The organism is Actinomycetospora sp., assembly GCF_055612215.1.
In genome coordinates, this window is the sequence record NZ_JBVPVA010000577.1 from 1 (window position 1) to 2,693 (window position 2,693).

The 2,693-nt window shown below is 73.7% G+C and carries 4 protein-coding genes; 3 read left to right on the forward strand and 1 reads right to left on the reverse strand.

Translation table 11 applies throughout. The features are described 5' to 3' along the window. Nucleotides 1-408: VOC family protein (locus AC0CYZ_RS15895; protein ID WP_472217004.1), on the forward strand; the 408-nt coding region annotated here is incomplete at its 5' end. Nucleotides 409-439: 31 nt separating this feature from the next. Here the strand turns inward: AC0CYZ_RS15895 and AC0CYZ_RS15900 are convergent. Then, nucleotides 440-1,486, reverse strand: coding sequence for an SDR family oxidoreductase (locus AC0CYZ_RS15900; RefSeq protein ID WP_472217006.1), 1,047 nt, complete (start codon nucleotides 1,484-1,486; stop codon nucleotides 440-442). Between the two features lie 157 nt (nucleotides 1,487-1,643). On the opposite strand from AC0CYZ_RS15900, the gene AC0CYZ_RS15905 reads away from it, so the two are divergent. After that, nucleotides 1,644-2,477, forward strand: coding sequence for a helix-turn-helix domain-containing protein (locus AC0CYZ_RS15905; protein ID WP_472217008.1), 834 nt, complete (start codon nucleotides 1,644-1,646; stop codon nucleotides 2,475-2,477). Nucleotides 2,478-2,519: 42 nt separating this feature from the next. Next, a partial coding sequence (locus tag AC0CYZ_RS15910; RefSeq protein WP_472217010.1) for a KUP/HAK/KT family potassium transporter occupies nucleotides 2,520-2,693 on the forward strand: 174 nt, incomplete at its 3' end.

The following is a 2,693-nucleotide window of genomic DNA, read 5'->3' on the forward strand; positions in this document are numbered from 1 at the left end:
GCGACGGTCACCCCGGTACTGGTCTATCGCGATGTGCGTGCTGCGGTCGCGTTCCTGGAAGCCGCCTTCGGTTTCTCGGAGAAGGTCAGGATCGGTGACGGCCACCGCGCCCAGATGCGGGTCGGCACTGACGGCGCGGTCGTCGTCGCGGACGACGGCGGGGACCGGAGTCCGGTGGCACCCGGCGTGGTCACCCACGAGATCAAGGTGCGCGTCGACGACGTCGACGCGGCGTTCGCCCGGGCCCGCCGAGCCGGCGCCGTGGTGCGCCAGGAGGTCGTCTCCCATTCCTACGGTGAGCGGGCCGGCGTGGTCGAGGACCTCGGCGGGCATCGCTGGGAGCTCACCCAGACCGAGCGTGACGTCGCCCCGGAGGAATGGGGCGGGACGGCGGTCGGGTCCTGGTGAGTGGTGTCGGGAGACGCACCACTGATCGGCATCAGGGGACGATCCGATCCCGACGCAGCTGCGTGAACAGGTCCTCGAACATCCCCTCGGTCCGGACGTGTTCGGTGAACCCGGCTCGCCGGAGCTTCGAGCCGTCCGCGAGGAAGTCGTAGTTCCACGAGAACACGGCGTCACCGAACGCCCACGAGGACACCTGGGCGAACGGGGTCGGACGCAGTCCGTGCTCGGCGACCATGCGGTCCCAGAGGGCTTCCTTGTCCGCCATGGCCTCCGCCAACGACATCGGCAACGGAGACCCCACCGGGACGTCGAGCATCGCGGCGAGCCGAGGCCACATGTCGTTCCACCGGAACAGGTCCCCGTTGGTCACGTTGAACGCCTCGTTCGCCGCGGCCGGCTCGGTCGCGGCCCACACCGTGGCCCGGGCGAGCAGCCCGGCGTCGGTCATCTCCAGCAACGTGTCGTAGGCGCCGGGCACCCCGGGGAAACGCAGCGGGATCCCGAGCTCCCGGCTCATCGCGGCGTAGACCGCGATCACGAGCACCAGGTTCATCGGGTTGCCCAGCGCGGTCCCGCACACCACGGACGGCCGCAGCGCCGACCAGGTCCACGGACCGGCCCGCCGCTCGAGGAAGGCCTGCTGCGAGAGGTTGAACTCCGGGGGGAGGTGGCCGGCGTCCTCCTCGCGGGCGGGGGTCGGGAACGGCCCGAGGTGGGCGCCGTAGACCTTGTAGCCCTGCATCAGGCTGACGTGGCGCAGGCCCGGCGCCGCGGCCTCGACCGCGTCGACGGCGTTCTCCAGCATCGCCTGGTTGGGTCCGAGCAGCGCCGCCCGGGTCGGGTGGTCCTGGTAGGCGGCGTAGAAGAGGTGGGTCACGTCCCGCTCATCGGCGAGGGCCGCGCGGGCCGACGGGGCGTCGAGGAGGTCCACCGCGACGTGACGGACCCCGTCCCTCTCCGCCGCCCCGCGCCGGGACACCCCGATCACGTCCCAGTCCGGCAGTGAGGTCAGGTGCTCGACGAGCCGGCCACCGATGACCCCGCGTGCGCCGACGACGAGCGCGGTCTTCTTCTCCACGACGTGCTCCTCGCGTCCGGCCCGCCCGTCCGGCGAGCAGTGCGCTCCACGCTGGCTCGTCGTCCGGCCGGGCACCTCACCTCCTCGGGGATGTCCCCGCCGTGCCTGGCACTGCCAGGGTCAGGTTGCGACGCGCCGGGACGAGCACACTCGACCCATGACCTCGACGACCGAACTCGGCGAGTTCCTCCGGGTCCGGCGCGCGCAGCTGCGGCCGGACGACCTGGGCGTCGTCTCCTACGGTGCGCGACGCGTCCCCGGGCTGCGCCGCGAGGAGCTCGCCCAGCTCGCCGGCGTCAGTCCGACCTACTACACCCGCCTCGAGCAGGGACAGAGCCAGAACGCCTCGGACGCCGTCCTCGACGCGGTGGCGACCGCGCTGCGGCTCACCCCGGAGGAGCGCCGCCACCTCCACACCCTCGCCCGGCCACCGGCCGGGCCGGCCCAGGTGCACCCCACGGCACCGCTGGCACCCCAGACCCGCCTGCTCGTCACCAGCATCGCCGACGCCCCGGTCATCGCTCTCGACCTGCGCACCGATGTCGTCGCGTGGAACGCACCCGGTCACGCCCTCGTCGCCGGACACCTGCCCCGCAGGTCCCCCGACGACCCCGCCGCCCGCCCGAACCTGATGTGGATGCTGTTCCTCGACCCGCACACCCGCGAGCTCTATCCCGACCGCGACACCGAGACGTGGCGCGCGGTCGCCTCGCTGCGGGTCGCCGCCGCGCACCATCCGAACGACCCCGGCCTGGCGGCGTTGGTCGGCGAGCTGGTGATCAAGAGCCCGGAGTTCGCCGAGCTCTGGCACCGGCACCCCGTCGGTGCCTGCACCCACGGGACCAAGCGGCTGCGCCACCCCACCGTCGGCGAGCTCGAGCTCGGCTTCAGCGTGCTCACCCCGCCGGACGACTCCGGCCACCGGCTCCTGGTCTACGGGGCCGGACCCGACAGCCCCGCGGCCGCCGGCCTCGCCCTCCTCGGCCGCTAGCCAGCCCGGCCGCCGCGCCGCGCTCGGAGCAGACTGTCGACCATGGCTGACCCCGAAGCGCCGCCGGCCACCACGCCGGGCGCCGGCTCGACCCGCCGCGAGCGTGGTGGTCCCGAGCACCCCGCGGTGCTCGGCGCCGGCGGGGCCGGCCTGGCGCTGGGGGCGCTCGGGGTGGTGTTCGGCGACATCGGGACCAGCCCGCTCTACGCGATGCAG

Bases quoted from the DNA above. Each gene is read 5' to 3' on its own strand.
- AC0CYZ_RS15905 (WP_472217008.1), top strand. From the start codon at position 1,644: ATGACCTCGACGACCGAACTCGGCGAGTTCCTCCGGGTCCGGCGCGCG.